At 72.8% G+C, this 24,686-nt stretch carries 22 protein-coding genes and 1 pseudogene; 15 read left to right on the top strand and 8 right to left on the bottom strand.

Annotation, left to right across the window (positions count from 1 at the left end; translation table 11 throughout):
- Positions 1–4 precede the first annotated feature (4 nt).
- From ACZ6B8_RS26005 to ACZ6B8_RS25995, 3 genes are all read right to left on the bottom strand, one after another.
- Positions 5–2,914 carry a TIR domain-containing protein gene (locus tag ACZ6B8_RS26005; RefSeq protein ID WP_471608825.1) on the bottom strand — a complete coding sequence of 970 codons (2,910 nt, stop codon included), beginning with the start codon at positions 2,912–2,914 and terminating at the stop codon, positions 5–7.
- A gap of 10 nt (positions 2,915–2,924) precedes the next feature.
- A complete protein-coding gene (locus ACZ6B8_RS26000; protein WP_471071082.1) occupies positions 2,925–3,800 on the bottom strand; it encodes a DUF4231 domain-containing protein in 876 nt (291 codons plus the stop codon).
- A gap of 269 nt (positions 3,801–4,069) precedes the next feature.
- Entirely contained in the window at positions 4,070–4,843 is a 774-nt protein-coding gene (locus tag ACZ6B8_RS25995) for an SDR family NAD(P)-dependent oxidoreductase (protein WP_471071085.1), read from the bottom strand.
- Positions 4,844–5,010: 167 nt separating this feature from the next.
- On the opposite strand from ACZ6B8_RS25995, the gene ACZ6B8_RS25990 reads away from it, so the two are divergent.
- The 3 genes from ACZ6B8_RS25990 to ACZ6B8_RS25980 all read left to right on the top strand — a co-directional run bounded on the left by ACZ6B8_RS25990 (position 5,011) and on the right by ACZ6B8_RS25980 (position 7,441).
- On the top strand, positions 5,011–5,856 hold the full coding sequence (locus ACZ6B8_RS25990) for an inositol monophosphatase family protein (protein WP_471071088.1): 846 nt from the start codon (positions 5,011–5,013) through the stop codon (positions 5,854–5,856).
- Positions 5,857–5,946: 90 nt separating this feature from the next.
- Positions 5,947–7,002, top strand: a complete 1,056-nt coding sequence (locus ACZ6B8_RS25985) for an ankyrin repeat domain-containing protein (RefSeq protein WP_471608824.1) — start codon at positions 5,947–5,949, stop codon at positions 7,000–7,002.
- Between the two features lie 151 nt (positions 7,003–7,153).
- Entirely contained in the window at positions 7,154–7,441 is a 288-nt protein-coding gene (locus tag ACZ6B8_RS25980) for a DUF1232 domain-containing protein (RefSeq protein WP_471071095.1), read from the top strand.
- Here the strand turns inward: ACZ6B8_RS25980 and ACZ6B8_RS25975 are convergent.
- The 3 genes from ACZ6B8_RS25975 to ACZ6B8_RS25965 all read right to left on the bottom strand — a co-directional run bounded on the left by ACZ6B8_RS25975 (position 7,406) and on the right by ACZ6B8_RS25965 (position 10,001).
- Complete coding sequence (locus ACZ6B8_RS25975) at positions 7,406–8,119, bottom strand: DUF2470 domain-containing protein (protein WP_471071097.1); 714 nt, start codon at positions 8,117–8,119, stop codon at positions 7,406–7,408. The two genes, ACZ6B8_RS25980 and ACZ6B8_RS25975, sit on opposite strands and share 36 nt — an antisense overlap.
- Positions 8,120–8,259: 140 nt before the next feature.
- Positions 8,260–8,916 (bottom strand): MBL fold metallo-hydrolase, encoded by a 657-nt coding sequence (locus ACZ6B8_RS25970; RefSeq protein WP_471071100.1) that lies wholly within the window; start codon positions 8,914–8,916, stop codon positions 8,260–8,262.
- On the bottom strand, positions 8,916–10,001 hold the full coding sequence (locus ACZ6B8_RS25965) for an S-(hydroxymethyl)mycothiol dehydrogenase (RefSeq protein WP_471608823.1): 1,086 nt from the start codon (positions 9,999–10,001) through the stop codon (positions 8,916–8,918). The genes ACZ6B8_RS25970 and ACZ6B8_RS25965 overlap by 1 nt, the downstream gene beginning before the upstream one ends.
- An 84-nt stretch (positions 10,002–10,085) precedes the next feature.
- Here ACZ6B8_RS25965 and ACZ6B8_RS25960 point away from each other — a divergent pair, with 84 nt between their 5' ends.
- Positions 10,086–10,862, top strand: a complete 777-nt coding sequence (locus ACZ6B8_RS25960; protein ID WP_471608822.1) for an ABC transporter permease — start codon at positions 10,086–10,088, stop codon at positions 10,860–10,862.
- Positions 10,863–10,873: 11 nt separating this feature from the next.
- Positions 10,874–11,362, top strand: a complete 489-nt coding sequence (locus ACZ6B8_RS25955) for a glutathione peroxidase (RefSeq protein WP_471071108.1) — start codon at positions 10,874–10,876, stop codon at positions 11,360–11,362.
- A 140-nt stretch (positions 11,363–11,502) separates the two neighbouring features.
- Here ACZ6B8_RS25955 and ACZ6B8_RS25950 read toward each other — a convergent pair.
- A pseudogene (locus ACZ6B8_RS25950) lies at positions 11,503–11,823 on the bottom strand (DNA glycosylase AlkZ-like family protein); the annotation flags it as partial.
- Positions 11,824–12,443: 620 nt separating this feature from the next.
- Here ACZ6B8_RS25950 and ACZ6B8_RS25945 point away from each other — a divergent pair.
- Both ACZ6B8_RS25945 and ACZ6B8_RS25940 read left to right on the top strand, forming a co-directional pair.
- Complete coding sequence (locus ACZ6B8_RS25945) at positions 12,444–13,646, top strand: D-alanyl-D-alanine carboxypeptidase family protein (RefSeq protein ID WP_471608821.1); 1,203 nt, start codon at positions 12,444–12,446, stop codon at positions 13,644–13,646.
- Positions 13,647–13,667: 21 nt separating this feature from the next.
- Positions 13,668–14,720, top strand: a complete 1,053-nt coding sequence (locus ACZ6B8_RS25940) for a Gfo/Idh/MocA family protein (RefSeq protein ID WP_471071114.1) — start codon at positions 13,668–13,670, stop codon at positions 14,718–14,720.
- 8 nt (positions 14,721–14,728) lie between these two features.
- On the opposite strand, the gene ACZ6B8_RS25935 is transcribed toward ACZ6B8_RS25940, so the two are convergent.
- Positions 14,729–15,142, bottom strand: coding sequence for an SsgA family sporulation/cell division regulator (locus tag ACZ6B8_RS25935; RefSeq protein ID WP_471073423.1), 414 nt, complete (start codon positions 15,140–15,142; stop codon positions 14,729–14,731).
- Between the two features lie 456 nt (positions 15,143–15,598).
- Here ACZ6B8_RS25935 and ACZ6B8_RS25930 point away from each other — a divergent pair, with 456 nt between their 5' ends.
- The 8 genes from ACZ6B8_RS25930 (at position 15,599) to ACZ6B8_RS25895 (ending at position 24,652) form a co-directional block, all read left to right on the top strand.
- Positions 15,599–16,135, top strand: a complete 537-nt coding sequence (locus tag ACZ6B8_RS25930; RefSeq protein WP_471608820.1) for a cupin domain-containing protein — start codon at positions 15,599–15,601, stop codon at positions 16,133–16,135.
- A 43-nt stretch (positions 16,136–16,178) separates the two neighbouring features.
- Positions 16,179–17,729 carry an ATP-dependent DNA ligase gene (locus ACZ6B8_RS25925; protein ID WP_471071120.1) on the top strand — a complete coding sequence of 517 codons (1,551 nt, stop codon included), beginning with the start codon at positions 16,179–16,181 and terminating at the stop codon, positions 17,727–17,729.
- 239 nt (positions 17,730–17,968) lie between these two features.
- The gene (locus ACZ6B8_RS25920; protein ID WP_471071123.1) at positions 17,969–18,454 is read left to right on the top strand and encodes a cation:proton antiporter regulatory subunit; all 486 of its coding nucleotides are present in this window, start codon (positions 17,969–17,971) and stop codon (positions 18,452–18,454) included.
- A gap of 4 nt (positions 18,455–18,458) precedes the next feature.
- The gene (locus tag ACZ6B8_RS25915; protein ID WP_471608819.1) at positions 18,459–19,724 is read left to right on the top strand and encodes a cation:proton antiporter; all 1,266 of its coding nucleotides are present in this window, start codon (positions 18,459–18,461) and stop codon (positions 19,722–19,724) included.
- A 178-nt stretch (positions 19,725–19,902) separates the two neighbouring features.
- Positions 19,903–20,631, top strand: a complete 729-nt coding sequence (locus tag ACZ6B8_RS25910; RefSeq protein WP_471608818.1) for a hypothetical protein — start codon at positions 19,903–19,905, stop codon at positions 20,629–20,631.
- A 119-nt stretch (positions 20,632–20,750) separates the two neighbouring features.
- A complete protein-coding gene (locus ACZ6B8_RS25905; protein WP_471608817.1) occupies positions 20,751–21,344 on the top strand; it encodes a sigma-70 family RNA polymerase sigma factor in 594 nt (197 codons plus the stop codon).
- Positions 21,345–21,504: 160 nt separating this feature from the next.
- On the top strand, positions 21,505–23,043 hold the full coding sequence (locus tag ACZ6B8_RS25900) for an MFS transporter (protein WP_471071135.1): 1,539 nt from the start codon (positions 21,505–21,507) through the stop codon (positions 23,041–23,043).
- Positions 23,044–23,083: 40 nt separating this feature from the next.
- The gene (locus ACZ6B8_RS25895; protein WP_471608816.1) at positions 23,084–24,652 is read left to right on the top strand and encodes a DHA2 family efflux MFS transporter permease subunit; all 1,569 of its coding nucleotides are present in this window, start codon (positions 23,084–23,086) and stop codon (positions 24,650–24,652) included.
- The last annotated feature ends 34 nt before the right edge of the window (positions 24,653–24,686 follow it).

The raw sequence follows: 24,686 nt of genomic DNA, 5'->3' as shown, positions 1-24,686 counted from the left end.
CCGGTCAGGCGCAGATCCTCTGATACGGGATGCCGGGCACATATCTGGCCCACTCGTCGGCATCCAGGCCCCCTCCGCTGACGTCGCAGGCCAGCCGCTGGGGGGAGGCAGTCGCGGCGGGGAGATCGCCCAGACCCCACAGCCGCAACTGGCCGTCGCCTCCCACGGTGACCAGCGTGTCGCCGTCCTCCGTGAACGCCACGTCGTCGATGCTCTCGTCGAACTGGGGCAGCCGCGCCGCGACGGCGGGACGGCTCAGGTCTCCGATGTCCCAGATGACCGCAGTACCGGCGTCGTCCGCCATGGCCAGCAGGTCGGCGCCCGGATGGAAGGCCCAACCGCCGGTGCGACGCGGCAGGTCGGGCAGCGCGACACGCTCGTCCCCGACGGAGCGCCCCCGCACGGTGTGGATGCTCCTGCCGTCGGAGATGAGATGGCCCTTCCGGCTGAACTTGACGGCCGATGGGGCCAGCGGATCGATGCCGGGCTCCTTGGCCACGAAGACAGGGCGTGCCGGGTTCCTCAGGTCGACGAACCTCGTGCCGGCGCCGGGGAGGGCGAGCAGGGTGCCGTCGGAATTGAAGGACACCCCGTCGCCCACCCAGCCCACGGCGGCCTTCAACTTGTACGAGACCAAGGTGTGGGCCCTGCCGCCCTTGACGGTCCACACGGTGGCCCATCCCTCCATGGGGGATTTCGTCAGGGCGGCGCCGCCTCCGGCGCCGGCGAGCAGGCCGTCGCGGGGGCTGAACTCGAGTGACTGGAGGCTGCCGCCGGTACGGACCACGGCTGTCCTGCGGGGGCTGCTCCGCTTCGCCGCGTCCCAGACGATCAGCCGGCTGTCATGGTCGCCGGCGGCCAGGTACCGGCCGTCCGCGGAGAAGGCGATCTTCTGGACGGCGGTGGTGAAGCCGCGCAGCTCCGCCAGCCGCCGGGGACGTTCGGGCGCGGAGATGTCCCACACCAGCACGCCGTGTTCGGCTCCCGTGGCAGCCGTCCGTCCATCGGGCGACACGACCACGGTGTTGACGCTGTACGGAGCCGCACGCACGTGGGCGCGTTGCCAGAGCGGGCGGCGCGGAGCCACGTTCCAGGTGACCGCCGCATCGCTGCTGTCGACCGCCAGGACGTGCCCACCGCCTGCGGTGAAGGCGATGGTCTCGCCGAAGCTCAGTTCGCTGTCGGGCAGTCGCTGCGAACGGGGCTCGTCCGGTTCGGCCAGGTCCCACCGGACGATGACACCCGCGTCGTCCAGAGTCGCCGCCGACCGGCCGTCGGGCCCGAACGCGGCCGCCCGCAGGTTGCCCTTGTGACCGCCGACGGTGCCCAGCAGGTGTGGGGTGCGGGAGGGGCGGATCCGCCACAGGAAGGCTTTGCGTCGCTGGCCGCTGATGAGGGTGGACCCGTCGGGGCTGAACTCCAGGGCGCCGTCCCAGATGTCATTGCGGCCGAGTCGGCGCGGCCGGGCGGGGTCCGTCGTGTCCCAGACGGTCATTCCCGAGGTGTGGTGGACGGTTGTCCTGCCGGTGTCCTCCTCGCTCAAGGAGACCTTCGAGGTGGCGCTGACCACGGTTCTTCCGTCCGGGCTCATCCGCACCTGGCTGGTGTCGAAGAGCTTCGTCGCCGAGCCCAGCCGACGCGGCCGGTCGGGCGCGTGGATGTCCCACAGATCCATCCGGCCCGTGCTGTCCTTGCCTTCGAGTACGGTGACCAGCCGCCGGTCGTGGTCCCCGAAGCCACCGGCACTCAGGCCGGCGGCTCCCGGCAGGGCTGCCCTGCGGCGCGGCCGCTTCGGGTCGGAGATGTCCCACAGTTCGTGCCCCTTCGTGGCCGCCGCGAACAGCAAGGTGCCGTCCCGGCTGAACGCGACGTCCGTGACGTCTCCCGGGGGTGACGTCATCCGGTGCAGCAGTCGGCGCGTACCGGGGTGGGAGACGTCCCAGAGGTTGATCCTGCCGTTGCCCGCGTTGGCCAGCACGGTGGCGTCGGCGTTGAGTTTCCTGACGAGCAGGCCGCGCTTGTCGCTGCCGGTCGATCCGCTGCTGTAGGGGGTGGTGCTCAGCGCGTTCACGAGGGCCGCGCGGGTGTCCTTGTTCGGGCTGAGCCGGTCGGCGGTCAGGCTCAGCCGCACCGCGGTGCGCGGGTCCTTCGTCAGCAGGTTGCGCGATTCGGCGAGGAGCGCGCGCATCGTGGCCTCGCGCCGCTGCAGGTTCGCCTCCTTGCCCCGCCGTTCCGCGTCGTTTCCGCGCACCTGGGCCAGGGTCCCGAAGACGAGCGACGCCATCAGTGAGACGGTGAGGCCGACGATCAGCGTGCGTCGCACGACGACGCTCCGCTCGTGCTGGCGTACCTCCTCGCTGTCGAGTTCATCCTTGCTCATGCCGTGCACGGCTGCCGCGACGGTGCCGATGCACTGGCGGAACCTGCCGTGCTGCAGGGACAGCCGGGTGCCGGGTTCGATCCAGGTGAGGTCGACCCACAGGGGTTCGGCCGTGAACCATCCGAGCAGTTCGGCGGGGAGTGCCGTGGAACGTACCGGGTCGAAGTCGCCTGTCGAGTGGTCCCAGTGCAGTTCGCCGTCGGCCAGGATGATCAGGAGGCGCGCGGCGGAGCAGTGCTGTTTCCAGTACGCGAGTTCTTTGCGCACCCAGGGCGAGCGGGCCGACTGCGGTGAGGCGAGCAGGATCAGGTAGTCGCTGTGGGCCAGCTTGGACTCGATGGCCGCCCACAGGTCCGGGCCGGCCTCGAGGGAGACCTGGTCGTGGAAGACCCGTAGGGCGCGGGGCCGGTGCCATGGTTTGGCCAGTCGGCTGAGCGCCTTCTGCACGGCGGGCGCCAACTCCCCCTGGGCCGCGTGGCTGTAGGAGAGGAACGCGTCGTAACGGGACCCGTCACGGGACTTGATCCGCGGCATCGGCTGCCCCTCACATGTGGGAGGCGCGCCACAGCGTGTGCTCACGCGACACGGCGTCCTCGGCGCTTGCCACGAAAGTGGCCCATTCCTGTTCCGATACGGGCCGGCGGGCGCGGAAGGCGACGGCCGCCAGCTCGTGCCGGGCGACGGCGTAGGCCGTGGCGAGCGTCTTGTGCTGTTTGGTCTGCACCCAGGCCGTACCGCCCGCCGCCAAGGCCGCGATCACGCCGAGGAGGTCGATGTCGACGACCCCCGTCACCTTCGCCACCCCCGCGCAGACGCCGAGCAGTTCCAGGACGGTGAGCGTGAGGGCCCACGCGGTGCTCCTGCCCTCGTTCCAGCGGGACTTGGCCGTGTACCACTCCCGCTGCTGCTCGATCCGCTCCCTCAGGTAGATCTCGCGGCGCTGCTCCAGGGGGAGTTCCCGGATGCGGATCATGTCCTGTGTGATCTGTTCCGGGGCGCCCTGGTCAGGGATCAGCCAGGCGGCCTCCACGTCGCGCTCGATCTCCGTGAAGCGGGCGAGGAGCAGATCCGCGGCGGCGTCGGCGTCCGTCTCCTCCTTGCCCAGAGGGCCACCGCCGACCATGTAGCGCCAGGTCAGGGTCTTGGCGGACTCGGCGACCGCACGTCCCTCGTACCAGACGCGGTCGGGCCGCTCCTTGAGCAGATACACCTCGCTGACGACGGCCGCGCAGAACGCCACCACCGACAGAGCGGCCGCGATGTCGGCCCCGCCGGTCTTCCAGGTGAAGACGCCCAGGGCGGCGGCGGCTATCAGCGCCGCCAGCTGACACCGGGTCGCGATCAGATAGCGCCGCTGGCCTCTGAGCGAGTTCGCGTCAGCGGCCCTGAACAGCGCCGGGAAGTCATCAAATGCCGGCACCCTGCCCCCGTTCGGTCATACGCCCTAGGACACCAGGCGCCATGATCGCAGACGGTCGAACGCCTGTCTCGTGAAGTCCCTTGCAACCAGGGGGAGATCACATCTACCGCGTTCGTACGCCGCGGACCGCGCATCGCGATGACCTGCCGCCGCCCCGGGCACAACACCCCGCCCGGCAGGGCACATGACGGAGGGCGGCAGGACGGGGACCCGCGCGGTGCCTTGCCCCTGCGCTCCCCGACCCACCGCCCCCACGCCCACGCCACCTCTCAGTTGGACGTCAACCCGCCGTCCACGGCCAGCGCCGTACCGGTCGTGAACGTCGCGCGGTCGCTGCACAGCCACAGGGCCGCCTGGGCGATCTCCACCGGCTCGGCCATCCGCTTCTGCATCTGCCGGGCGACGAAGGCCTCTTCGAGCTCCGGCCGCGCCTCGACGACCTCACTGATCATCTCCGTGCGCGTGGTGCCCACGACGAGCGTGTTGATGCGGATGTCGTGCGCGGCGTACTCGGCCGCGGCGGCCCTGGTCATGCCGAGCACGGCGTGCTTCGCGGCGACGTACGGCACCGGGGCGCCGGTGGCCACCATGGCCGCCGTGCTGGCCGTGTTGACGATCGCGCCCTTGCCGGCCTCCAGCATCACCGGGATCTGAGAGCGCAGACAGTTCCAGGTGCCGCGGACGTTGATGTCCATCGTGCGGTCGAAGGTCTGCTGGTCGAGCTTGTGCAGCGGCTGCAGGTCCTGGCCCGCGTAACCCGCGTTGTTGAACGCCGCGTCCAGGGCGCCGAAGTGTTCGCGCGTCGCGTCGACGGCACGCTGGACGTCCTCGGCGACCGAGACGTCGCCCACGCTGACCGCCGCCTTGCCGCCCGCGTCGTTTATCTCCTGGGCGATGCGGTTCAGCGTGTCCCCGCGGCGTGCCATCAGCAGGACCGCCGCCCCCTCGGCGGCGAACAGCCGGGCGGCCGCCTCACCGATTCCGCTCGACGCACCCGTGATCATGACGGCCTTGCCGGCCAGCAGTCCATTCGTTTCGGTCATGGCGTGATTAAAGCCTCTGCGACCGCGGACCGCACCCCTCGGTGATCATGAGATCTCCCACAAATGTCCCACAGAGCTCCACCAACCGCCCCAGAGCTGCACGGCAGGCCACCCAAACGTCACATCCCCTGGCCGGGGCCCGAGTTCGGGTCGCTATCCTGCCCGACGTGATCAACTCAGTGGCGGCACACGCGACATCGGCGGCACTCGCGGCGTCAGGGGACACCGACGTGGCGACGGCCGGGGCACGCGCGGGCGCCGAGGTGGTGCGTTCCCTGTACGGCCGGCGACTCGCCCGCATCGACAAGGGCGCCGGCGACTTCGCCACCGCCGCGGACGTGGCGGCCGAAAAGGCGATCCTCGACGTCATCCGTGCCGCCCGCCCCGACGACGGGGTGCTCGGCGAGGAAGGCGGACAGCGGGGTGGCGCCGACGCCGCACGCCAGTGGCTGGTCGACCCCTTGTGCGGCACTTTGAACTACGCCGTCGGCAACATGCTCGTGGCCGTCAACGTGGCCCTGCGCGACGGTCCCGCCGCGGTGGCCGACCCGTTCGGCGGCGAGGTCTTCTTCACCGACGGCGCGACCGCCCGGGTACGGCACGAAGGCGTCGAGGCCCCGTTGGCCCCCTCCGCCGACACCCGGCTGGTCGACGTCAATCTGGACCCGCCGTTTCCGGGCGCGCCCGGCTTCCGGGGCGTGGACCTGCTGGCCCACCCCGAGTTCGTGGCACGGTTCCGGCCGCGCGTCGTGTCGACCACGCTGGCCCTGGCGTGGGTCGCGGGCGGCAGGCGCGCCGCGTACGTCACGGACGGCGGCGACCTCTCGGGGAGCGTGCACTTCGCCGCCGGCATCGCCCTGTGCCGGGCCGCGGGCTGCGTCGTCACCGGAATCGACGGGCTTCCCGTCGGCGAGGGAGGCCAGGGTCTCGTGGCGGCGGCCGACGCCGAGACGCACGACCTCCTGATGGCGATGATGCGCGACCTGTCCGCTAGCCGCGGGGGCGAAGGGTGACGTCCGCGCGGGGGATCACCGCGGTCCCACCGCCGCCCCGTCGCGCGCGTACGGTGGCCCTCTGATCCAGGGGGCAGCCGTATGGGCGACATGAGACTCGACGAAAGACTCGACACGCGGCTCGTCGCCGCGGTGCGGGCCGGGGATGCCGACGCGGTGCGGCGTCTGCTGGACTCGGGCGCCGATCCCGACACGAGGACCGCGGACGGGTTGCCGGTGCTGTGTCTGCCGGTGGCGGGCCACGACCCGGCGGTCGCCGAAGCGCTGGTGGAAGCGGGAGCCGACCCTGATCGGCCGTTGCCGGACGGAACCTCCGCTCTGTGGCGGGCCGTCGACGGCGGCTCCCCGGCCGTCGTCGCCGCCGTGCTGGGCCGCGAACCGCGACTGCGACTGTCGGCGCCGGACCGCGCGCGGCTCGTCGCGCTGGCCCGTCACTGGTACGAGACGGGAGCGGTCGCAGAACTGCGGCGCAGGACCGGCGCGGTGGGGCCCGCCGTCACGGAGCGGGTCATGGACGACGCCTACGACTGGGTCGACCGGGTCACGCTCGGCGGATGCGCCGTACGCGCCGGGCACGGCGCCATCCTCACCTCGCTCGAGTGGGCCTTTCGCATGCTGACGCCCGTGGACGAACTCATCGCCCGGGCGGTCCGCACACCCGACGAGGATCACGTCGACTGGTCGGCGGTCTGCTGGACCCTCGTCGACCGGCCCAGCGACGAGACCCGGGAGGCCGTCGTGGCCCACCGCCACCACCCCGGAACGGCACACCGCCGGTTCGTCGCCGACCACCTGCGGCGGAAGTCGTTCGTCGTCACCGGCAGCCCCCGTCACACGAAGCAGGACAGTGAGCTCCTGATCGCCTGGGCCACCGAGGAGACGGACGGGGCGCTGCTGGCCAAGGTGCTGGAGGCGCTCTCCGGGTACGATCACCCCGGCCGAGCGGCCGTCGGGCTTCTGCACACCGACCACCCGGACCCCCGCGTACGCCGTGAGGTGCCCTACACCTTCCTCACCGAGGACGGGCTGCGCTCACCGGCCGCCCGGGAGGCGGTGCGCGCCCTCACCCGCGACCCGGACCCCGAAGTACGGCGCCGCGCCTGCGAAGTGGGCGCGCCCGACGACGCAGCTCCCCCTACGGCCTGACGAACCCCGCGTCGGCCAGGCGCACCGGCCGACGGGCGCGACGGGCGCGCGGGGCGCCTGAGACGGGGCGGGCCGTGTGGGTATCGGCTTGAGCCATCCCGTCGTCATCCCCGTGGGACGCGGGGCCTGCACATGGTTAACGTACGGGGTTATGAGCACGGATCTGACCGCACTTCTCGTCGGCGCAGCCGTTCTGGTCGCCGCGACGCTCGTTGTCGCGGTGGTACTGCTCGTCCGTCTCGTCCGGGCCCGGCGCGCGCTGCGCAGAGCCGGGCTTCCCGTCGAGCGGCAGTGGGTCTTCTGGGCCGCGATCGCCTATCTCGTCCTGCCCACCGATCTGTTGCCGGATCCGATCTTCCTGGACGACATCGGGGTCCTTGTGGTGGCCCTGCGGGCGATGGGGTCAGCCCCCGACGGGCCGGCCGCGCCGCGTGGCTGAGAGGCGCGCCTTCATCAGGAGCGCGTGCATGCACTCCGTCACCTGGGTGACGTCCTCCACTACCTGATGGAACGGCAGACGCACGTCGGCCTGGCCGCGGGCGCGTTCGAGGCGCAGGCAGATGCCGTGCATGTCGATGGCGAGCGGACGGACCCGGACCACGCCCTGCAGGCTGTCCGGGCCGATGAGGCGGGTCAGCTGCTCCACGGCGTCCGGGTGGGCGTCGGCGAGGTGGGTGAGCAGGCGCGACTCCGCCTCGGCGAGGGGGTCGGGCACGGACAGGGCGAGTTCGTCGAGCTCGATGCCCTGGCGCTCTCCGGTGGAGTCGTGCAGGACGGCGCAGGTCGGTTCGAAGATGAGCTCCTCTCCGTCGTACGACAGCGACCCGGACAGCCACAGCCGCGCGCGGATCCGGTCCCTCAGCGGCACCGGCGCGACGTCGGCGAACTCGACCAGGGTGGACGGTTCGCCGCGTGGCGCGCAGATGAGAGCGGCGGCGAGCGCGCTGTCCTCGGGCGGCGACAGCCTGATCCTGCCGTCCTCCGTGACGCTGTGCGCGCCCACGAGTTCGTCCCTGCCGATCTCCGTGGTCACCGCGCAGGACCATGCGGTGGCGAGCACTGAACGAGCTCGTGCCGCCGCTGAGGGCACGGTCGTGCTGCTGTGACGGACACCCATTCCCAACCTCCATTAGGTAAGCCTTGCCTAACTTATCCGAGATCGCGGAACAGGGCCAGTACGCGGGCCGGTACGGCGCATGGCCCCGCGCGGCGAACCACGCGAGGCCATGCGATGTACGTCGAAGAGCGGACCAACGGTCAGTGCCCGCGGGCGATCCACTCCTCCAGGTGCGGTGCCTCGGCGCCGACCGTGGTGCTGTCGCCGTGCCCGGTGCGCACCACCGTCGCCGGCGGCAGGGTCAGCAGCCGCTCCTTGATGGACTCCACGATCGTCGGGAAGTCGCTGAAGGAACGGCCCGTCGCGCCCGGCCCGCCGGCGAAGAGCGTGTCGCCGGTGAAGACGGTGCCGAGGCCCGGGGCGTGCAGGCTGACCGCGCCGCGGCAGTGGCCGGGCGTGTGCAGGACCTTCAGGACCGTGCCCGCGACGGCCAGTTCCTGGCCGTCGTGCAGCTCACCGTCCGGGGCACGGTCGGGATGCGTCAGCTTCCACAGTTCCGTGTCGGCCGGGTGCAGCAGGATGGGCGCGCCCGTGCGGTCGGCAAGCGCGGGGGCCGCGTCGACGTGGTCGTCGTGGGCGTGCGTACACACGATCGCGACGAGCCGGCGCTCCCCCACCGCCTCCGCGATGGCGTCCGCGTCGTGCGCGGCGTCGATGACGAGGCACTCGCTGTCGTCCCCGACGATCCAGACGTTGTTGTCGACGTCCCAGGTGCCGCCGTCCAGCGAGAACGTGCCGGAGGTGACCAGGTGGTCGATGCGCGGCGCCTGTCCGCCCGACGTGGTCCCGGCCGCCATCAGAACACCACCACCGAACGGAGCACGTCGCCGTGGTGCATGCGCTCGAAGGCCTTCTCCACGTCCTCCAGGGCGATGGTCTCCGTGACGAACGCGTCCAGGTCCAGGCGGCCCTGCCGGTAGAGGTCGATGAGCATCGGGAAGTCGCGCGAGGGCAGGCAGTCCCCGTACCAGCTCGACTTGAGCGCGCCGCCGCGCCCGAAGACGTCGAGCAGCGGCAGCTCGATCTTCATGTCCGGGGTCGGCACCCCGACCAGGACGACCGTGCCCGCCAGGTCGCGGGCGTAGAAGGCCTGCTCGTACGTTTCCGGGCGGCCGACGGCCTCGATGACGACATCGGCGCCATTGCCGCCGGTCAGCTCGCGCACGGCCTCGACGGGGTCGGCGGAGCGGGAGTTGACCGTGTGCGTGGCGCCCAGCTCCTTCGCCGTCCGGAGCTTCTTGTCGTCGATGTCCACGGCGATGATCCGGGCGGCGCCCGCGAGCCGGGCGCCCACCACCGCGGCGTTGCCGACGCCTCCGCAGCCGATGACGGCGACCGAGTCGCCGCGGCCCACGTTGCCCGTGTTGATGGCGGCGCCGATGCCCGCCATCACGCCGCAGCCGAGGAGCCCGGCCGCGGCCGGCGAGGCGTCCGGGTCGACCTTGGTGCACTGCCCCGCGGCGACGAGGGTCTTTTCGGCGAAGGCGCCGATGCCGAGCGCGGGCGAGAGCTCGGTGCCGTCCGCGAGGGTCATCTTCTGCCGCGCGTTGTGCGTGTCGAAGCAGTACTGGGGGCGGCCCCGCAGACACGCCCGGCACTGGCCGCACACCGCTCGCCAGTTGAGGATCACGAAGTCGCCGGGGGCGACCTCGGTGACGCCGTCGCCGACCGACTCCACGACGCCCGCGGCCTCGTGCCCGAGCAGGAACGGGAAGTCGTCGTTGATGCCGCCCTCCCGGTAGTGCAGGTCGGTGTGGCAGACGCCGCACGCCTGGATCTTCACCACGGCCTCTCCCGGCCCCGGATCCGGGACGGTGATCGTCTCGATCCGCACCGGCTCGCCCTTCGCGCGTGCGATCACGCCCCGCACCTGCTGCGCCATGACTCCAGCCCTTCTGTCGCTGCACGTCTTACCCACCCATCGTTACAGGTCGAGCGCTCCGGCAGGGCGATCTAGGGTGTGCCCGTGCGCAACCTCGCCGCCCAGGCCCTTCTGCCGGTCAACACCGCGCTCGCCGTGGCGCTGCTCGTGCTGCTGCTGGCCGCGGCGACGACGGCCGCCGTCTTCCGGCTCACCCCGGACGGCTCGCGCGGCCGGGCCCGCGAGATCCTGGTCGCCGGGGTCCGCGCGGGCGCCCAACTGGCGGTGGTCTCCCTGGTGATCGGCTGGGTGGTGCACCACACGCCGGCGCTGTTCGCGTTCCTGCTCCTGATGTGCGCGGTCGCCGTCCGGACCGCGGGGCGGCGCCTCACTCCGAACGGCACATGGTGGTGGACGGTGCTGCCGATCGCGGGCCCGGTCGTTCCGGTGGTCACCGGGCTGGCCCTGGCCGGTCTCGTTCCCGTACGGGGCGTCGCCATGATCCCCGTGGCGGGCATCCTGATCGGCGGGGCGCTCACCGCGACCGTCCTGGCGGGGCGCCGCTCCCTGGACGAACTGCGCACCCGGCTCGGCGAGTTCGAGGCCGGCATCGCCCTGGGCCTCGCCGACCGCGACGCCCGCCTGGAGGTGATCCGCCCGGCCGCGTCGGACGCGCTGCTCCCCGGCCTCGACCAGACCCGCACGGTCGGCCTGGTCACCCTTCCCGGCGCGTTCGTCGGCATGCTGCTCGGCGGCGCGTCCCCGGTCCTCGCCGGCGCCGTACAGCTGTTCGTGCTGATCGCCCTGATGGCGGTCCAGGCGGTCGCCGTGGCCCTCACGGTCGAGCTGGTCGCCCGCGGCAGACTGCACCGCGAGGCGTAGGCTCGGTCACTATGTCTGTCTACGAAGAAGAAATCGGCGCCCTGCAGGGTGGCCCCGCCGACCTGCGCCAGTACGAGGGCAAGGCCGTCCTGGTCGTCAACGTCGCCTCCAAGTGCGGTCTCACCCCGCAGTACGCGGGCCTGGAGCGGCTCCACGAGCAGTACGCGGCGCGCGGGTTCAGCGTCCTCGGCGTGCCCTGCAACCAGTTCATGGGCCAGGAGCCCGGCACCTCCGAGGAGATCGCGGAGTTCTGCTCGGCGACGTACGGCGTGACGTTCCCCATGACGGAGAAGGTCGACGTCAACGGCGGCGACCGGCACCCGCTGTACGGCAGGCTCGTCGGCACGGCGGACGCGGAGGGCCACACCGGCGACATCCGCTGGAACTTCGAGAAGTTCCTGGTCAGCCCCGCGGGTGACGTGGTGGCCCGTTTCTCGCCGCAGACCGAGCCCGACGCCCCGGAGCTCGTGGCCGCCGTCGAGAAGCACCTGCCCGCCTGATCCACGCCCGTCCGGGCCCGCGACCTTCGGCCGTCGCGGGTCCCGGGACGCGGGCGCAGGAGGGGGCACTGGTCGGGTTCGCGCTGGTCCACCCGGCGGCGGAGACGGCGACCAGGTTCTCCGACCGAACTTCGGGGCGCTCACGCAGGCGCGATCCGGGCGCGCTCGCTCTCCCCGTCCGACAGGAACGCCGCCAGCGTCACGCCCTCCGCCTCCACCTCGGCACGCCCCGCGCGGGACAGGCGGCGCAGCGGGGACACCACCACCGTGCCCGCCTCCACCGTCCACGTCGCGGCGACGCGCCCGTCGACCAGGACGGCCCGTTCCCCGGCGACCGAGAGACCGCGGTGGGTGTCGTCGATGATCCGGCCGCGGTCCTGGTAACCGAGGATCACGTTGTCGAAGGCGGACAGGAAGCGTACGGGCGCCGGGGTGTCCGGATCGGGGCTGCCGCCGCGCGGCCTGTGCCGTCGCGCGGCCGAGGGCCCGGGTGTCGAGCACGGTCACCGGCTCACCGCCGACCGCTGGCGGGCCGGCCCGAGGCCGTCCGGGTCTCGGCCGGGTAGCCGGTGGGGTCATGAGGGGACACGGGCATGCGGAGTGCTCCTGGGGTCGCTCGTCCGGACGGTGGTCCGTCGTTGGCGCCGGTTGCCGGTCGCCGGGAGGTCGGTCGCCGACGACTGTCTCAGGGGGCGCGGTCAGCTTCTGTCCGCAGATCGCCTATCTGCTGGGGCACGGCGCCTGGCACAGCGGGCGGTGCCGGGATCGGGCCTCCAGGAGTCCGTCCGGCTGCGGAGCCCGGCGAAGGACGCGGTCCCTCGGGCCCACACCGCTGTGTCGTCGGCGTTCCGGAGGGCATCACTCGGCGGCCGGTCCCCGCCGTCCAGCCCAACCGCGCTCCGTCACAGGTGTGGGAGCTGCCGACCGGCCATGCCTGCATGGTCACCATGCCGGGCGAGCTCGCCGAGCTCCTCCTCGAGGCCCTTCGACCGTTCACCCGCCCCAGCCCCGCGTCCGGCCCGTACATCCAGCCGGACCAAGCCGATCTGCGGACTCCGGACGGCGCTCATACGGTGGCTGAATGGTCATCAGGTACCTTCCGCGCCCCTCCTCCGTACGCATCGCGGCCCTCACGCTCGGTGCCCTGGTCCTCCTGTCCTCGCAGGCCGCGGCCACCGACGTCCCGGCCGAACCGGCGCCGCCGCGACCTCTGCCCGCCTATTCGTCCGCGCTCCTGGACCGGCCCGGTGTCCAGGTCAGGCCTGGCCCCGGTGCCCCGGGTCTGCCGGGTGACGTGTCCGCGCTCGCCTGGGTGGTGGCGGACGCCCAGACGGGCGAGGTGCTCGCCGCCCGGGACGCGCACCGCCAGCTGCCGCCGGCCTCGACGCTGAAGTCGCTCTTCGCCCTGGCGACGCTCCCCCGGCTGGACGCCCGGATGCAGCACGTCGTCGACGAGCACGAGCTGGAGGACATCGGCGAGGGCAGCAGCATGGTGGGCGTGGCGGCGGGCCGCTCGTACCAGGTGTCCGACCTGTGGCGTGGCGTCTTCCTCAGCTCCGGCAACGACGCGGTGCACGTCCTCGCGGGGCTCAACGGCGGCCTGGACACGACCGTACGGGAGATGCGTGCCAAGGCCCGCGAGCTCGGCGCGCGGGACACCCACGTCGTGACGCCCGACGGCTACGACGCCCCCGGCCAGGTCTCCTCGGCGTACGACCTGGCCGTCTTCGGGCGGTCGGGGCTCGCCGACCCGCAGTTCGCGAGCTACTGCTCGACGCGGACCGCGAAGTTCCCGGCGGGCGGCTGGTCGTACCCCATCCAGAACACCAACCGGCTGCTGACGGGTGCGGACGGCGTGACGCCCTATCCGGGCCTGCTCGGCGTGAAGAACGGCTACACGAGCCACGCGGGGTCCACGCTGATCAGCGCCGCCCAGCGGGACGGCCGCACCCTCGTCGTGACGGTGATGAACCCGCAGGCGGGCGGCGGGCGTGCGGTGTACGAGGAGGCGAGGTCACTGTTGGACTGGGGGTTCGCGGCGGCGGGGAAGGTGGGGCCGGTCGGCTCGCTGCTGCCGCCGCCGAAGCCGGACCGGACGGGGCCGCGGCCCGCGCACGCCGCAGGCAAGGCCGCTCTGAGCGCGGAGTCGGACGACTCCGACTGGCCCGCGATCCTGATGGTCGGCGCGGGCGCGGCAGCCCTGCTCGCCGGCTGCGTCGTGGCGGTCCGACGCCGGGCGGCTACGGTGGCCCGACGCACGCGCCCGGGAGGCCGCGGCGACTGAGCGGGCAGGGGAGGGCGTCGGATGGGCGAGTCGCTGGGGGTGGCCGTCCTCGGGGCGGGCCACATGGGCGCCGACCATGTGCACCGGATCGGCACGACGGTGGGCGGGGCCCGGGTGGTCGCGGTCGCCGACCCCGACGTGGCGCGGGCCGAGGCGGCGGTCGCGGGGCGCGCCGGCGTGTCGGTGCACCGGGATCCGGCGGCCGCGCTGGCCGCTCCCGGGGTGGACGCGGTCCTGGTGGCCTCGCCCGAAGGAGCGCACGAGGAGGCCCTGCTCGCGGCCCTCGCGCACGGCCTTCCGGTGCTCTGCGAGAAGCCGCTGACCCCCGACTCGACGTCGGCGCTCAGGATCGTGGAGGCCGAGGCGCGGCTGGGCCGCAGGCTGATCCAGGTGGGTTTCATGCGCCGGTACGACACCGAGTACGCGGACCTGAAGTGTGTGCTCGACTCCGGACGGCTCGGCCGTCCCCTGCTGCTGCACTGCCGCCACCGGAACGTCGCGTCGCCGCCGCACTTCACCTCGTCGATGCTGATCAGCAGCTCGGTCTCGCACGAGATCGACGCGGCGCGGTGGCTGCTCGGCCAGGAGATCACCGCGGTGACGGTGGTCCGGCCGACGCCGTCGGCGCACGCTCCACGCGGGCTGCTCGACCCCCAGCTGGTGATCTTCGAGACGTCCGGGGGCGCCGTCGTCGACGTGGAGATCTTCGTGAACAGCGGATATGGGTACGAGGTGCGGTGCGAGGCGGTCTGCGAGCGGGGCAGTGCCGCGGTGGGCGACGCGCACACGATGGTCGTCCGGTCGTCGGGGCGCGCGCAGGAGGACGTGGCGCAGGACTACCTGGTGCGGTTCGCCGACGCGTACGACCGTGAGGTGCGGGCCTGGGTGGCCGCCGCCCGCGAGCGCCGGGTCACGGGGCCGAGCGCATGGGACGGGTACGCCGCGGCCGCCGTCGCCGAGGCCGGTGTCGCGGCGCTGCGCACCGGCGCCCGCACGGCGGTGGATATGAGCGAGCGGCCGGCGCTGTACGCCGCGGGAACCCCCGGCGCCGCGCCCGTGCCGCCGTCGCTCTGACCGCTCATTCACACACCGCCGAGCAGCCGTGACAGACCGCTGTCGAGATCCAGGCTCTCGTCCTCGGCGCCCGCGGGTACCGCGCCGTACGAGCGCACCAGGAAGCGGCGCAGCACCATCGTGTCGAACTGCACGAGGGCCAGTCCCTGGTACGCGTGGAACTCCAGGACCGTCCGGGCCCGCCCGCACGGCCAGATGTGCACGTCACCGCCGCCCGCCGGGGCGCTGAGGCCCTCTTCCAGGAGCTGACGGGCGAAGATCCAGGTGACCTCCACGCCGTCGAGCGAGGCTTCCGCGGGGAAGATCATCTGGACGGCCAGGGGGTCTTCCGCCGAGTAGCGCAGAACCACGGCCAGTCCGCGTTCACGGCCCTCAGGGGTGATGAGGCGGGCGCGAACGTGCTGTTCGAGGGTGACGGCCATGGTCGGGCTCCACTTCTGGTGCTGCATGTTTCGGCGGTGCGGTTGCGGGGACTCCTGTGTCCTTAGGACCCGGGACAAAGGGCTCTCATCACGCAAATCCGCCGAGAGATCCATGTGACCTGCATCACTCACCTTTCATAATTCGGAACGTCTGCGGTCCGGGTGCCCACCTCAGGCGACCGCACGCGCATCCCGGAGCAACATCACCCTCGTGCCACAGCGGCCCCGCGCCCGCTCCGGCGAGACCCTTGGAATACGGGCCTCCATGTCCCTCCCCATCACCCGTCGGTGATCGTCTCGGTCAAATGTCCTAAGCCCTGCGGCCCCCTCCCGGCTCCGTCCGGGATCAGCCGCAGGCCCGATGCCGCCCACCCGGCCCGGGCGACACGATGCCGGTGCAGAGCCGCCCACGGTCCGAAAGAGCCGACCGACGAGGGCCCACCGAAGGAGCGCGTCATGTCGTACCCGCACGATCTCTCGTATCCGCAGCCCCGCTACCACGGCACCCGGGGCGAGGTGAACGCCTCCTTCCGTACGGCGGACACACCGGCGGACATCTCCTCGCCGGGCGGGTCCACGCACTACCTCGCCACCCATGCGTCGACCGGCGGCGAGTTCGGCCTGTACAAATCGGAGCTGGCCCCGCGCTCCGCGGGGGCCAAGCCCCACTTCCACCGGGCGATGTCCGAGTCCTTCTACGTCCTCTCCGGCGAGCTGGAGCTCTTCGACGGCGAGAAGTGGGTGACGGGCCGGGAGGGGGACTTCCTGTACGTCCCCGTCGGCGGTCTGCACGCCTTCAGGAACGTCACCGACGAGCCGACGTCCATGCTCATGCTCTTCTCCCCGGGTGCCCCGCGCGAGGAGTACTTCGAGCGGATCGCGGAGATGTCGCGACGCGGCCCCGCCGAGCTCAAGGAGTTCCGCATCCGGCACGACAGCTACTTCACCGAGGACTTCGACGGCCTCGACGAGGAGGGCGGCGCCAGCAGGTGAGGGCGCACGTGCGCCGCGCCCGGCCCCGGTGCAGGATGGCCTCATGCTGCTTGCCCGGCTCGCGGACGTGTCCAAGGAAGTGGCCGCCACCTCGGCGCGGTCCAAGAAGATCGCGCTGCTCGCGGAGTTGTTCCGGGCCGCCGAGCCGGACGACGTGCCGATCGTCATCCCGTATCTGGCGGGCAGGCTCCCGCAGGGGCGGCTCGGCATCGGCTGGAGCCTGCTGAAGGACGCGGGCCCGCCCGCCGACGGGCCGACGCTGACGGTGCGCGGCGTGGACGAGGCGCTCACCGCGATCGGCGCGGTGTCCGGCGCCGGATCGCAGACCGAACGCAAGCGGCTCGTCGACGCGTTGATGGGCGCCGCCACCGCCGACGAGCAGCGGTTCCTGACCGGCCTGCTCACCGGTGAGGTGCGTCAGGGCGCGCTGGACGCGGTGGCCGTGGAAGGGCTCGCGCTCGCCACGGAGACTCCGGCGGACGCGGTGCGGCGCTCGGTGATGCTCGCCGGTTCCGTCAGCCCGGTGGCGCAGGCGCTCCTGTCGCGCGGCGCCGAGGCCCTGGACGAGTTCCGGCTGACCGTGGGCAGTCCCGTGCTGCCGATGCTCGCGCACAGCGCCGCGTCGGTCGCGGAAGGCATCGACAAGCTCGGGGCGTGCGCCGTCGAGGAGAAGCTGGACGGCATCCGCGTGCAGGTGCACCGGAACGGGGACGACGTCCGCGTCTACACCCGCACCCTGGACGACATCACCGACCGGCTCCCCGAACTGACCGCAGCCGCGCTCGACCTGAAGGGGACCCACTTCATCCTGGACGGCGAGGTCATCGCGCTCGGCGAGGACGGCCGGCCGCGGCCGTTCCAGGAGATCGCGGGGCGCGTCGGCTCGCGCCTCGACGTGTCCGCCGCGGCGGCCGGCCTGCCCCTCTCTCCCGTCTTCTTCGACGTCCTGTCCGTGGCCGGCCGGGACCTGCTCGACCTGCCGTTCACCGAGCGGCACGCGGAGCTGGCGGCCCTGGTGCCCGAGCCGATGCGGGTGCGGCGCGCGCTCGTGACCGAACCGGCCGACGAACGCCGGCGCGGTGAGGCGCAGGAGTTCTTCGAGGCGACGCTCGGGCGCGGTCACGAGGGTGTCGTCCTCAAGGGGCTCGACGCCCCCTACAAGGCGGGCCGCAGGGGCGCCTCCTGGCTGAAGGTCAAACCCGTGCACACCCTGGACCTGGTGATCCTGGCCGCCGAATGGGGGCACGGACGGCGCACCGGGAAACTCTCCAACCTGCACCTGGGGGCGCGGCGGCCCGACGGCACCTTCGCCATGCTGGGCAAGACCTTCAAGGGGATGACGGACGCCATGCTCGCCTGGCAGACCGAGCGCCTCCAGGAACTCGCGGTCGAGAGCAGCGGTTACGTGGTGACGGTGCGGCCCGAGCTCGTGGTGGAGATCGCCTACGACGGTCTGCAGAAGTCCACCCGCTACCCGGCGGGCGTCACGCTCCGCTTCGCCCGGGTGGTGCGCTACCGGGAGGACAAGTCCCCCGAGGAGGCGGACACGGTGGAAACGGTCCTGCGCGGCGGCGACCGCGGCCCGGCCGCGTGAGGTGTGACCGCGCGTAACCCGTGATCTTGTGCCGCGTCGGTCCGCGCCGGGTCGCGCGGGCCAGGCGTACCCCCAGCGGCTCTCCCCCCTTCCTCCCCCGGCCCCGCCGGGCCCCGGTCTCGTCGTGAGCGGATCCGTGGTGCCCGGCGGGGCCGCGCCATGGGCGGGATTTTGCCAATCCTTGGCCCCGATAGGGTGACAGCCGGGGGAGATCGTCTATTCACGCAAGGGGAGAAACCGTGCCCGCATCACGACTCAGCCGTACGCCGCTTCCCGGCATCGGCATCCGGTACGACCTGACGACCCGAGAACAGCAGCGCCTCTCGGTGGTCGCACACCGGGACGGTGCGCGGACCGTGAGCGCCTACCGCTCCGACGACCCGGACGCCTGCGCGCTGTCGATGCGCCTGAGCTCGGGCGAGGCGGACGCGCTGATCGACGCCCTGATGCCGTCGCACCACAGCCCCAACCTGCTGCACACCACCGACCTCGGCCTGGTCGCCGAACGCATCCTGCTGTCGGCCACCTCGCACTGGAACGGGCGGCTCCTCGGCGAGACCCGGATGCGGACCGAGACCGGCGTCTCGATCGTCGCGGTGCTCCGGCGGGCCGACGCCATCCCCTCGCCGGCCCCGGACTTCCGGCTGGCCGGGGGCGACACCCTCATCGTGATCGGCACCCGCGAGGGCGTGGAGACGGCCGCGACGATACTCGGGCGGGAGTGAGCGCATGCATTCCGCTGTCTTTCTGATCGAATTCGGCGCGATCATCCTCGCGCTCGGGCTGCTCGGCCGGTTCGCGGGCCGCTTCCGCTTCTCCCCGATCCCGCTGTATCTGCTGGCCGGACTCGCGTTCGGCGAGGGCGGGCTGCTGCCGCTCGGGGCGAGCGAGGAGTTCGTCGCCATCGGCGCCGAGATCGGCGTCATCCTGCTGTTGCTGATGCTCGGCCTGGAGTACACGGCCAACGACCTCGTCAGCAATCTCAAGACCCAGTACCCCGCCGGTCTCGTCGACTGCACGCTCAACGCCCTGCCGGGCGCCGCCGCCGCGCTGCTCATGGGGTGGGGCCCGGTCGCCGCCGTCGTCCTCGCCGGTGTCACCTGGATCTCGTCGTCCGGAGTCATCGCCAAGGTCCTGGGCGACCTCGGCCGGCTCGGCAACCGCGAGACCCCGGTCATCCTCAGCATCCTCGTCCTCGAGGACCTGGCGATGGCCGTCTATCTGCCCATCATCACCGCCCTGTTGGCGGGTGTCGGCTGGGCCGCCGGCAGCCTCACGCTCGCCATCGCACTCGGCGCCGCGGGGATCGTCCTCTTCGTCGCGGTGCGCTACGGGCGGCTCATCTCGCGGTTCGTCTCCAGCGACGACCCCGAGAAGCTGCTCCTCGTGGTGCTCGGTCTGACCATTCTGGTCGCCGGCATCGCGCAGCAGTTGCAGGTCTCCGCCGCCGTGGGCGCCTTCCTGGTCGGCATCGCGCTCTCCGGTGAGGTCGCCGAGGGCGCCCACTCGCTGCTCGCGCCGCTGCGGGACCTGTTCGCCGCCGTGTTCTTCGTCTTCTTCGGACTGCACACCGACCCGTCGAGCATTCCGCCGGTGCTGCTGCCCGCGCTCGCGCTCGCGGTCGTCACCGCCCTGACGAAGATCGCCACAGGGTACTGGGCGGCCCGCCGCGCCGGCATCTCGGTCAAGGGCCGCTGGCGGGCGGGCGGCGCGCTGGTGGCGCGCGGCGAGTTCTCCATCGTCATCGCGGGGCTCGCGGTCACCGCGGGCATCGAGCCGTCGCTCGGCCCGCTGGCGACGGCGTACGTCCTGATCCTGGTCATCGTCGGCCCGCTGACGGCCCGTTTCGCCCAGCCGATCGCGGGCTACGCGAGCGGCGTGATGGCGCGGCGCGGCAAGACCGCCGGTTCCGCTCCCGAGGCCGCGCCGCAGGTGCCGGCGCCCCGGGAGACGGCCGAGACGCTGGACGCGCAGGACGCCACCGAACGCTCGTAGGGGCGCCGGCGGCGGAGCGACCATCCATCGGACGGCACGCGGGAGACGGTCCCGCGTGCCGTCCGACGTGATCATCCCGCCGGGGCCACACCGGCAAGATCCAGGCAGTTCGGGGCACTTCGGGCATCTCTTGGGCTCGCCGCCCCCTGCCCCTCCGTCGCCTGGCACGATGCTCCCCATGACCTCCGGGCCCGCGTTCCGCCTCGCACGAGCCGCGATGTTCGCGGCCGTCTGCGTGGTGGCGACGGCCTTCGGTCACGCGCTCATGTCCGATATCCCGTTGCCTTGGTGGGCGGTGGCGTACGCGTTCGGCGCCACGGCCGCCGCGGCCTGGTGGCTGACGGGCCGCGAGCGCGGGGTGGCGACCGTCACGGCCGCCACCGTCGCGGCCCAGCTGTCCCTGCACGAACTCTTCGGTCTCGCACAGCGGTTGGGCGCCGCGCCGGGCGCCGGCGGCCTGGCGTCCGCGCCGCCCCGCCGGGGCGGCGACGGCATGAACCACATGAACCACCCGATGCCGATGTCCGGGCCGATGTCCGGCTCGTCCTCCGGCGCCGGCGCGTCCGGCTCCGCGCACTCCGCCGGCATGCCCGACGAGGGCCTCTCCCACTGGGTCATGTCCGTCTTCGGGCACAGCGGCTTCGGCATGTTCCTCGCCCACGTCGCCGCCGCGCTGCTCTGCGCGCTGTGGCTGTGGCGCGGCGAGGCCGCCGTCTTCCGCACCGGACGCGCCCTGGCCGCCGCGGTGTTCGTGCCGCTGCGGTTCGTGCTCGCGGTCCTGGTCGCCGCACTTCCTCCGTCGCCGGCGCCCGTCGGCGCACTCGTCCCCGTACCGCGGCTCCGCGGGGTCCTTCTCCAGCACGTCGTCTCCCGCAGAGGTCCACCGGTCCTTCCGGTCAGTTCCTGACGACCGCCCGCACCCCTCGGTGCCGGGCGGCTCTTCGGCGTCCGCGCTCCCGGGGGCACAGCCCGCGCCGGGTGTGCCGCGGCGCTCTCCGAACTCCTTTCACCGAAGGACCTTTTGCGATGACACCTGCCCTCTTGCGGACACGGCCCGGCACCGACCCCACCCGCGACGACCGCATCACCGCCTGGGCCCTCGCCGCCCGCGACGGCGACCCCGCGGCGTTCGAGCAGTTCGTGCAGGCCACCCGCCGCGACGTCTGGCGCTTCGTGGCCCACCTCAGCGGCGATCTGCACGCCGCCGACGACCTGACCCAGGAGACGTACCTACGGGCCCTGACCTCGCTGCACGGCTACGCCGCCCGCGCCGGGGCCCGTACCTGGCTGCTCGCCATCGCGCGCCGCACCGTCGCCGACCGTTTCCGTTCGGCGGCGGCCCGGCCGCGCATCGCCGACACCAGTGACTGGCAGGCGGCCGCCGAGCGCGCCCAGCCACGCGGGGTGCCCGGGTTCGAGGAAGGTGTGGCCCTGCTGGACCTCCTGGAGTCGCTCGACGCACCGCGCCGTGAGGCGTTCGTCCTGACCCAGCTCGCCGGGTTGCCGTACGCGGACGCGGCCGACGCGGTCGGCTGCCCGATCGGCACCGTGCGCTCACGGGTCGCGCGCGCCCGCGAGCGGGTGAGCGAACTGCTGCTCGCCGCGGACCGGGCCTCGTAACGCACCGGACCGTGCCGGGGCCTCCGCACAGAGGCCCCGGCCGGCCCCGCACACGGTCCCCGCAGGGCACCCCCAGGCCCGGGTCGCGGGCCGCGCAGGCCCCCGGTCGCGTCACCCGATCAGGGCGTTTAGCGTGGGGCGGGGGCGTCTGGAGGCCACCATGGACCGTGAAGCCACGTCCACGCCGGGGACCGTGCCGGGGCCGGATCCCGCACGCGAGGCCGACCCGTCGGCCACCGTGCTCAGCACGGGCGGCGGGCGTCACGAACACCGCTGGCTGATCCTCGCGGTGATCGGCATCGCCCAGCTGATGGTCGTGCTGGACGCGACGATCGTGAACATCGCGCTGCCCTCGGCCCAGCGGGATCTGGGGTTCAGCGACGGCAACCGGCAGTGGATCGTCACCGCGTACGCCCTCGCCTTCGGCTCCCTGCTGCTCTTCGGCGGCCGCATCGCCGACCTGGTGGGCCGGAAGATCGTGTTCCTGGCCGGTCTCGCCGGCTTCGCCGTGGCGTCCGCGATCGGCGGCGCGGCGAACAGCTTCTCGATGCTGGTGGCGGCCCGCGCGCTGCAGGGCCTGTTCGGCGCGCTGCTCGCGCCCGCCGCCCTGTCGCTGCTCACCACCACGTTCACGGATCCGCGGGAGCGCGCCAAGGCGTTCGGCATCTACGGCGCCATCGCGGGCGCGGGCGGCGCGGTGGGCCTGCTGCTCGGCGGCGTCCTGACCGAGTACCTGAACTGGCGCTGGTGCCTGTACGTGAACCTCGCCTTCGCCGTCGTCGCGATGATCGGCGGCGCACGCCTGCTGCACCCCGGCGCTCCGCCGGACCGGCCCAAGCTGGACGTGCCCGGCACGGTCCTGGTCTCGGCGGGCCTCTTCTGCATCGTGTACGGCTTCTCCAACGCGGAGACGCACCCGTGGGGTTCCGTGCTGACCTGGGGTTTCCTGGTCGTCGGTGCGGTGCTGGTCGCGGCGTTCGGATGGTGGCAGGCGCGCGCCCCGCATCCGCTGCTGCCCCTGCGGGTCGTCCTCGACCGGGACCGCGGGGCGTCGTTCCTCGCGATGTTCATCTCCGGCGCCGGCATGTTCGGGGTGTTCCTGTTCCTGACGTACTACCTCCAGCAGATCCTGGCGTACTCGCCGGTCAAGACGGGCCTGGCGTTCCTGCCGATGGTCGCGGTCATGGTGGTGGGCTCGGTGGTGACCACCAATTTCCTGGTGCCGAGGGTGGGTGCGAAACCGATCGTGCCGCTGGGCATGGGGCTCTCGGCTGCCGGCATGGCCTGGCTCACCGCCCTCGACGTGACGAGCGGCTACCCGGCGCACGTGCTGCCGCCGCTGCTGGTCGCGGGGCTCGGCCTCGGTTTCGTCTTCGCTCCGGCGATGAGCATGGCGACGGCCGGCGTCGCCGCCCACGACGCGGGCGTCGCCTCGGCGATGGTCAACACCTGCCAGCAGGTGGGCGGTTCGATCGGCACCGCCCTGCTCAACACCCTGGCCACCACGGCCGCCTCCAACTATCTCGTCGGCAGGAAGCCGACGCCGCAGGTGCGGGCCGACGCGGCGATGCAGTCGTACTCGACCGCGTACTGGTGGTCGGCGCTCTTCTTCGCGGTCGGCCTGATCGTTACCTTCGTCCTGTACCGCCGTGGAGCGCCCGCGCACCGGGAGACGAACGACGGCGCGGCGCACATGTAGGACGGGTACGCGGGGCCGGCGTCGAGCACGGAGGAGGGCCATGGCTTCAGGTCCGGTAGGACGTCCCGGGCAGTCGGGGCGTCCGGGATCCCCAGGGCGGGCGGCCCCCGGCCCGGAGCCGGACGCCGGTGCCGGTGTCGCGCTCGCCTCGGCCCGCGGGCGCTGGGTCCTGGCGTGCGCGGTGCTCGCCTCGGGCATGGCGCTGCTCGACGGGACCGTGGTCAATGTCGCCCTGCCGACGCTGGGCAGGGACCTCCACACCTCCCTCTCCTCCCTCCAATGGGTCGTCAACGCCTACATGCTCACGCTGTCGGCGCTCCTCCTGCTCGGCGGCGCGCTCGGCGACCGCGTCGGGCGGCGGCGCACCCTCATCGTCGGGGTGGTGTGGTTCGCGGCGGCGTCCGCGTTGTGCGGCGTCGCGCAGGACGCCGGGACGCTGATCGCGGCCCGCGCGCTGCAAGGCGTCGGCGGCGCGCTGCTCACCCCGGGCTCGCTGGCGCTCGTCCGCGCCTCCTACCGGCCCGAGGACCAGGGGCGCGCGGTGGGCGCGTGGTCGGGCCTCGGCGGTGTGGCGGGCGCCGTCGGCCCCTTCCTGGGCGGCTGGCTGATCGACGGGCCGGGCTGGCGGTGGATCTTCCTGATCAATGTGCCGCTGGCCGCGCTGGTGCTGCTCGCGGTGCGGCACGTGCCCGAGAGCCGCGACGAGAGCGCGGCCAAGCAGCGCTTCGACGTGCTCGGGGCGTGTCTCGCCGCGTTGTTCCTCGCGGGCATCAGCTTCTCGCTGATCGGCGCGTCCGGTGACACGTCGGCGTCCGGCGCGGTCCTGCCCGGGGTGCTGGGCCTCGCCGCGGGCGCCGTCTTCCTCGTGGTCGAGCACCGCAGACGCAACCCGATGCTGCCCCTCGGGCTGTTCCGCTCCCGCCTGTTCACCGCGGCCAATGTGATGACGCTCTGCCTGTACTCGGCCATCGGCGGGATTCTGTTCATGCTGCCGGTGCAGTTGCAGACGACGCTCGGGTACGACGCGCTGCAGGCGGGCACGGCGACGCTGCCCATCACGATCCTGATGCTGCTGCTCTCCGCGTCCGCCGGTGATCTGGCGCGCCGCCTGGGGCCCCGGCTGCCGCTCGTCGCCGGTCCGTTGGTGGCGGCCGCCGGGGTGCTGCTGATGCTGCGGGTCAGGCCGGGCGCGGCGTACGTCACGGAGGTGCTGCCCGCGGTGGTGGTGCTCGGCCTCGGCATGAGCCTGTTCGTCGCGCCGCTCACGGCGACCGTGCTGGCCTCGGTGGACGCCGCACGCGCCGGGCTGGCCAGCGGAGTCAACAACACGGCGGCCCGCATCGCGCAGCTGCTCGTCGTCGCGGGTCTGCCGCTGGCGGTCGGCCTGTCCGGCACGGCGTACGCGGATCCGGGCGCGCTCGACGCGGCCTTCGGCAAGGCGGCGGTGGGATGCGCGGGGCTGTTCGTCCTCGCGGCGGCGGCCGCCGCGCTGTTCGTACGGCCGCGCCCCGCGGACTGGCACGGCGACCACGGCAACGCACCGCAGTGCAGGACGTGCCTGGGGGTCGCGTCCCCGCCGCTGGAGCCGGGTGGACGGGCCGGGGAGTGAGGTGCGCCGCTTGCGGGGCGCGGGTCCGGGGTGT

It is taken from the genome of Streptomyces sp. NPDC041122, from assembly GCF_055592445.1.
This window is presented reverse-complemented; position numbering and strand designations above follow the sequence as displayed.